Annotated in this window: 7 protein-coding genes; 5 read left to right on the top strand and 2 right to left on the bottom strand. The window is 73.1% G+C overall.

All coding sequences use genetic code 11. The features are described 5' to 3' along the window. The first annotated feature begins 238 nt into the window (after positions 1-238). The 3 genes from map to radC (FK498_RS16420) all read left to right on the top strand — a co-directional run bounded on the left by map (position 239) and on the right by radC (FK498_RS16420) (position 2,689). On the top strand, positions 239-979 hold the full coding sequence (gene map, locus FK498_RS16430) for a type I methionyl aminopeptidase (protein WP_237560981.1): 741 nt from the start codon (positions 239-241) through the stop codon (positions 977-979). A gap of 13 nt (positions 980-992) precedes the next feature. Further along, a complete protein-coding gene (gene radC, locus FK498_RS16425; protein WP_237560979.1) occupies positions 993-1,727 on the top strand; it encodes a RadC family protein in 735 nt (244 codons plus the stop codon). Positions 1,728-1,984: 257 nt separating this feature from the next. Then, the gene (gene radC, locus FK498_RS16420) at positions 1,985-2,689 is read left to right on the top strand and encodes a RadC family protein (RefSeq protein WP_237560980.1); all 705 of its coding nucleotides are present in this window, start codon (positions 1,985-1,987) and stop codon (positions 2,687-2,689) included. A gap of 60 nt (positions 2,690-2,749) precedes the next feature. Here the strand turns inward: radC (FK498_RS16420) and FK498_RS16415 are convergent, their stop codons facing one another. Continuing rightward, positions 2,750-3,460, bottom strand: a complete 711-nt coding sequence (locus FK498_RS16415) for a TerC family protein (protein ID WP_141856434.1) — start codon at positions 3,458-3,460, stop codon at positions 2,750-2,752. Between the two features lie 118 nt (positions 3,461-3,578). Between FK498_RS16415 and purB the strand changes: the two genes are divergently transcribed. Beyond that, entirely contained in the window at positions 3,579-4,979 is a 1,401-nt protein-coding gene (gene purB, locus FK498_RS16410) for an adenylosuccinate lyase (protein ID WP_237560978.1), read from the top strand. A gap of 215 nt (positions 4,980-5,194) precedes the next feature. Here purB and FK498_RS16405 read toward each other — a convergent pair whose 3' ends face one another. Further along, entirely contained in the window at positions 5,195-5,542 is a 348-nt protein-coding gene (locus FK498_RS16405; RefSeq protein ID WP_141856432.1) for a DUF1476 domain-containing protein, read from the bottom strand. A 65-nt stretch (positions 5,543-5,607) separates the two neighbouring features. Here FK498_RS16405 and FK498_RS16400 point away from each other — a divergent pair, with 65 nt between their 5' ends. Then, entirely contained in the window at positions 5,608-6,345 is a 738-nt protein-coding gene (locus FK498_RS16400) for an NRDE family protein (RefSeq protein ID WP_141856430.1), read from the top strand. Positions 6,346-6,442: the final 97 nt, after the last annotated feature.

Here is a 6,442-nt window from a genome sequence, read left to right as displayed (position 1 = left end):
GGCGCAGGCCCTGGGCACGGCCGAGCAGGGCGCGGGCGAGGCGGCCGGGCCGGGCGCGCTTGCACCGCCCGGCCCGCCGCGCTAGGGCGGGACGATGGACAGGCACCCCCCCATGACCCAGCTCGACCGCGACACCGAGGCCCGGCCCGGCGATGCCACCCGTCGCGCCGATCGACGTGACGCGGAGACGGGCGACGCGCGGCGGATCATCCTCTACGGCCCCGAGGACTTCGCCTGCATGCGCCGCGCCGGCCGGCTCGCCGCGGCGACGCTCGACATGATCACGCCGCACGTGAAGCCGGGAGTGACGACCGAGGAGCTCGACCGGCTCTGCCACGACTTCATCCTCGCCCACGGCGCCGTGCCGGCCCCGCTCGGCTATCGCGGCTTCCCGAAGTCGATCTGCACCTCGGTCAACCACGTCGTCTGCCACGGCATCCCCTCGCCGCGGCGCCTGGAGGAGGGCGACATCCTCAACATCGACGTCACCGTGGTGCTGGACGGCTGGCACGGCGATTCCTCGCGCATGTACGTCGCCGGCAAGCCGTCGGTGAAGGCGCAGCGGCTGATGGATGTCACCCACGAGGCGATGATGCGCGGCATCGCGACGATCCGCCCGGGGGCGACGCTCGGCGATCTCGGCCACGCCATCCAGTCCTTCGTCGAACGCCAGCGCTTCAGCGTGGTGCGCGAGTTCTGCGGCCACGGGCTTGGCCGGGCGTTCCACGAGCCGCCGAACGTGCTGCATTTCGGCCGCCCGGGCGAGGGGCTCGTGCTGCGCGAAGGGATGCTCTTCACGGTCGAGCCGATGGTGAACGCCGGGCGGCCCGAGGTGAAGGTCCTCGATGACGGCTGGACTGCGGTCACGCGCGACCGGTCGCTGTCGGCGCAGTTCGAGCACACCGTGGGTGTCACCGCGACCGGCTGCGAGATCTTCACCCTCTCGCCGGCGGGGCTGCACAAGCCGCCCTACGGCTGAGCCGCCGGCGGCCATGGCGAAGCGGCGCGGGATGGCGGATGCGGGCGGGCTGTTCACGCCCGTCCCGGAGGAGGGGCCCCCGCCCGGCCATATCGGCCACCGCGAGCGGCTGCGCGCGCGCTTCCTCGCCGGCGGGGCGGAGGCGGTCGCCGACTACGAGCTCCTCGAACTCCTCCTCTTCGCGATCCCGCGGCTCGACACCAAGCCGCTCGCCAAGGCGCTGATCGCCCGCTTCGGCAGCTTCGCCGGCGTGCTCGCCGCGCCGAAGGAGGAGCTGGCCAAGGTCCCCGGCGTGGGCGAGGCGGCGATCGCGACGCTGAAGGTCGTGCACGCCGCGGCGCTGAAGCTCGCCGCCTCGGAGGTGGCCGACCGGCCGCTCCTGAACGCGTGGGACAAGCTGATGGCCTATCTCCACGCCGCACTCGCGCGTGAGAAGGTCGAGCATTTCCGCGTGCTCTATCTGGACCACAAGAACCGGCTGAAGGCGGACGAGACCCTGGCGCGCGGCACGGTCAACCATGCGCCGGTCTACCCGCGCGAGGTGGTCAAGCGCGCGCTCGACCTGCAGGCCAGCGCGCTGATCCTGGTCCACAACCATCCCTCGGGCGACCCGAGCCCCTCGCGCGCCGACATCGACATGACGCGCGAGGTGCAGACGGCGGCAGCCGCGCTCGGCATCGCGCTGCACGACCACGTCATCGTCGGCAACGGCCGGTGGCTCTCGTTCCGCCAGCAGGGACTGTTGTAGCCGCGCCAGGGCGGGCACGGAATCGCTGCCGGGCCGATTACCTGCGGTAGTATTCCCGGAAAGGGCGCACTACCTTCCCGCCGGCGAGCGGTGGAGCGGCAGGCGTGCGGTTGCTCGAGCGGTTCTGGCGGCGCGGCGGCCCCGGAGGGGCCTGGCCGCAGGCGGCGGGGCGGGGCGGCGGTTTTGCCGATGCCGGCAGCAGCCGGTTGGAGGTCGCGCCGGCGCCGGCGCGTTCGGCTCCGGCCCCCGGGCGCGGACTGCCGCATCTCTCCGCCGAGGTGTCCTTGCTCTCCGCCGGCCCGCACGGGCATCGCGCGCGGATGCGCGACACGCTGCTGACGCGCGGCCCGGATGCGCTGGCCGATGACGAGCTCCTCGAGATGCTGCTCTTCTCCGCCATGCCGGAGGGCGACACCAGGCCGCTGGCGAAGGCGCTGATCAACCGCTTCGGCAGCTTCGCGGCCGTGCTCGCCGCGCCGCAGCAGACCCTGATCGAGACGCCCGGGCTTGGGCCGCACAGCGTCGCCGCGCTCAAGCTCGTCCAGGCCGCGGCGATCCGCCTGAGCCGCGCCGAGGTGATCGGGCGGCCGGTGCTCGGCAACTGGGACCGGCTGATGGCCTACCTGCACGCGGTGCTGGCGCGCGAGAAGATCGAGCAGTTCCGCGTGCTGTTCCTCGACGCCAAGAACCGGCTGATCGCCGACGAGTCGCAGGCGCGCGGCACGGTGAACCACACCCCCGTCTATCCGCGTGAGGTGGTCAAGCGTGCGCTCGAACTGCACGCCACCGGCATGATCCTGGTGCACAACCACCCCTCGGGCGATCCCACCCCGAGCCGTGCCGATATCGAGACGACGCGCGAGATCGGCCGGGCCGCGGCGCTGCTCTCGATCGCGCTGCACGACCACGTGATCGTCGGCCATGGGCGCTGGCTCAGCTTCCGCCAGGCCGGGCTGCTGTGAGCCCGGCCCCGGCGCCCCGCCCGCCGTGCCGCCGCGGCGGCAGAGGTGCTGCGCGTCCGGCTACGGCGCGGTGCGGCGCTTCAGCGCGAAGTCGGCGGCCGCGTAGAGCGCGCAGGCGGCCGTGAACAGCCCGGTCACCAGCATCGGGTCTGGCGAGAGGCCGAAATAGGGGGCGACACCCGGCCAGCCGTCCCACACTAGGCGCAGCGCGACATAGACGATCAGCAAGAGCCCCGCCCAGCCGATCCAGCGGTAACGGTCGAGCATCCGCGCGATGTAGGACGCCGCGACGCCCATCAGCACCACGGCGAGGAACAGGCCGAAGGCCATGATGTAGGGGTGCTCGCGCGCCGCCGCCGCGACCGCCAGCACGTTGTCGAGGCTCATCGACACGTCGGCCACCACGATCGTCCACATGGCCGAGGCGAAGGTCTTCGGCTTGGCGCCGAACCCCTCGGCGGCGTGCATGCTCTCCGCCACGTGGCCGGCGCGCAGGTCGTTGAACATCCGGTAGCAGACCCAGAGCAGCAGCAGGCCGCCGATGAACAGCGCCTCGGTGATCTGCAGGAGCTGGGTGGTGATCAGCGCGAAGCCGATGCGCATCAGCGCGGCGGCGCCGATGCCCAGGATGATCGCGCGCCGCCGCTGTTCGGGCGGCAGACCTGCCGCCGCCATTCCCACCACCACCGCGTTGTCGCCGGCGAGCGCGATGTCGATGCCGATCACCGCGAGCAGCGACCAGACCTGCGACATCGTGAAGGGCAGTTCCATGGGGGGCGACGGTTCCGTGGAGCGGGAGTGGAAGCGGGCGGCATACGACCGGCCGGCCCCCCGCTTGTCAAGCGCGCCCCCCCTCGGCATACCGCCCGGCCCGGCCAGGAGAGATGCGATGATCCCCCGCTATTCCCGCCCCGAGATGACGGCGATCTGGTCGGCGCGGAACCGCTACCGGATCTGGTTCGAGATCGAGGCGCTGGCGGCCGAGAAGCAGGGCGAGATCGGCCAGATCCCCGCCGAGGCCGCGCGGCAGATCCGCGCCAAGGGCGCGCCACGCGTGGCCGCCATGACGGAGGCGGACGTGGCGCGCATCGAGGCGATCGAGCGCGAGGTGCGCCACGACGTGATCGCCTTCCTCACCTGGCTCGGCGAGGGGATCGGCGAGGCGTCCCGCTACCTGCATCAGGGGCTGACGAGCTCCGACGTGCTCGACACCTGCCTCGCGGTGCAGCTGCGCGATGCGGCGCATCTGCTCGCGGGCGGGCTGGACCGGCTGCTCGCCGCGCTGAAGCGGCGCGCGCTCGAGCACCGCCACACCCTGACGATCGGCCGCAGCCACGGCATCCATGCCGAGCCGACCAGTTTCGGGCTGAAGCTCGCCGGCCACTGGGCCGAGTTCGCCCGCAACCGCGACCGTCTCGCGGCCGCGACTCGCGAGATCGCCACCTGCGCGGTCTCGGGCGCGGTCGGCACCTTCGCCCACACCCCGCCCGAGGTGGAGGCGTTCGTCGCCGAACGGCTCGGCCTCGCGGTGGAGCCGGTCTCGACGCAGGTGATCCCGCGCGACCGCCACGCGATGTTCTTCGCCACTCTGGCCGTGATCGCGAGCGGGATCGAGCGGCTTGCGGTCGAGATCCGGCACCTGCAACGCAGCGAGGTGCGCGAGGCCGAGGAGTATTTCCACCCGGGCCAGAAGGGCTCCTCGGCGATGCCGCACAAGCGCAACCCGGTGCTGTCCGAGAACCTGACGGGGCTCGCGCGGCTGGTGCGCGGCTATGCCATCCCGGCGCTCGAGAACGTCGCGCTGTGGCACGAGCGCGACATCAGCCACTCCTCGGTGGAGCGGGTGATCGCGCCGGATGCCACCATCGCGCTCGACTTCGCGCTGCACCGGCTCGCGGGCATGATCGAGACGCTGGTGGTCTATCCCGACCGCATGCAGGCCAATCTCGACGCGCTCGGCGGCGTGGTGCACTCGGGCGAGGTGCTGCTGGCGCTGACCCAGGCCGGGCTCAGCCGCGAGGACGCCTACCGCATCGTGCAGCGCAACGCGATGGCGACCTGGATGGCGCTCGGCACCGAGGCGGCGAAGAGCTTCCGCGAGAACCTCGAGTCCGATCCCGAGATCGCGGGGCGGCTCGACCGCACCGTGCTCGATCGGGCGATGGACCCGCGCCTGCACCTCGCGCACGTGGACGCGGTGCTGGCGCGGGTGTTCGGCGAGCCGGCCGGTGGAGACGCGCCGGCCGCGGACCCCGCGCGAGGCGGCCCGCCCGATCGCGATCGGCGCTAGGGCAGATCGCAGGCGGCTGGAATTATACCCTCCGCACAAAGGCTTGACCTTTGTGCGGAGGGTATCGCGCGCGGGGCTGGTGGGGCGGCCGCGCGCGAACATGACCCCAGACCAGCCCGCCGAAGGTCAAACCTTCGGCGGGCTGGTATGAGCCGCATGCGCGACGATGCGCGCAAGGACAGGTCGGAGCGGTTCCCGCTCGTGTGGAAACCGTTCTAGACCTTCGGCTCCTTCGGCGCCTCCTCGGCGATCTGGCGGCGCGCGACCGGCAGGAACTTCTCGTACTCGGCGCGCAGCGTGCGCTCGTCGATCGGCGTGCCGGCGGCCTCGAGATCCGTGCGCACCTTCGCGATCACGTCGTCGTGGCCGGGCTTCTGGAAGTCGGCCGCGACCACGGTCCTGGCATAGGCCTCGGCCTCCGGGCCGGTCCGGCCGAGCTTCTCCGCCGCCCACAGCCCGAACAGCTTGTTGCGCCGGGCCTGGGCACGGAACTCCTGCTCCTGGTCCAGCTTGAACTTCGCCTCGAAGCCCTTCTCGCGCTCGGCGAAGGGGTCGGTGCTCATCGTCGCGGGCTCTCCTCGATTGCGCGGCTTGGCGTGCGCGCGGCTCTGTAGCAGATGGGCGGCGCATGTGCACCGTGGTGCTGCTCCATCGGCCCGGCCATGCCTGGCCGCTCGTGCTCGCCGCCATCCGCGACGAGATGATCGCGCGCGCCTGGGACCCCCCGGCGCCGCACTGGCCCGACCGGCCCGGCGTGGTGGGCGGGCGCGACCGGGTCGCGGGCGGCACCTGGATGGCCTCGGACGGGGCGCGGGTCGCGTGCGTGCTCAATCGTCCCGGCACGCTGGGCAGCCGCCCGGACAGGCGCTCGCGCGGCGAGCTGCCGCTCGCGGCGCTGGCGGGCGCCGCGATCGACCCTGCCGCCTACGCCGCCTTCAACCTCCTCTGCGCCGGACGCGCGGGCGGCTGGATCCTGGAGGCCGAGGACGGGTGGGCGCGGCGCCGCGACCTGCCCGAGGGCCTCACCATGCTGACCGCGCACGGGCCGGACAGCGCGGCGAGCCCGCGCGCGCGGCTCCATCTGCCGCGCTTCCGCACCGCTGCCCCGCCCGATCCCGGGCGCGGCGACTGGTCGTCCTGGCTGCCGCTGCTCGCCAGTACCGAGGCCGAGCCGGGTGCGGGGGCGCGCGGGGCGATGACCATCCTGCCGGATCGGGGCTACGGCACGGTGAGCGCCAGCCTGTTCGCCGTGCCGGCGGCGGGTCCCCCGGTCTGGCTGTTCGCCGCCGGTCCGCCGGGGCATGCGCCCTTCCGCCCCGTCGCGCTTGCATCCCCGGCCCGGGCGTGGCCGAGTCCCGTGCCATGATCGCGCGCCGCGCCGTGCTCGCCCTGCTGGTCTCGGCCCAGGCCGGCGCCGCCCTCGCCCAGCCCCCCCGCCCCGGCCTGCACACGCTCTACGTCTC

Origin of the sequence: Elioraea sp. Yellowstone (genome assembly GCF_006704265.1) — a bacterium.
Classification (GTDB): Bacteria; Pseudomonadota; Alphaproteobacteria; order Acetobacterales; family Acetobacteraceae; genus Elioraea.
Note: the sequence above shows the minus strand (reverse complement) of the source record. Positions and strands in the feature narration are given on the sequence as shown.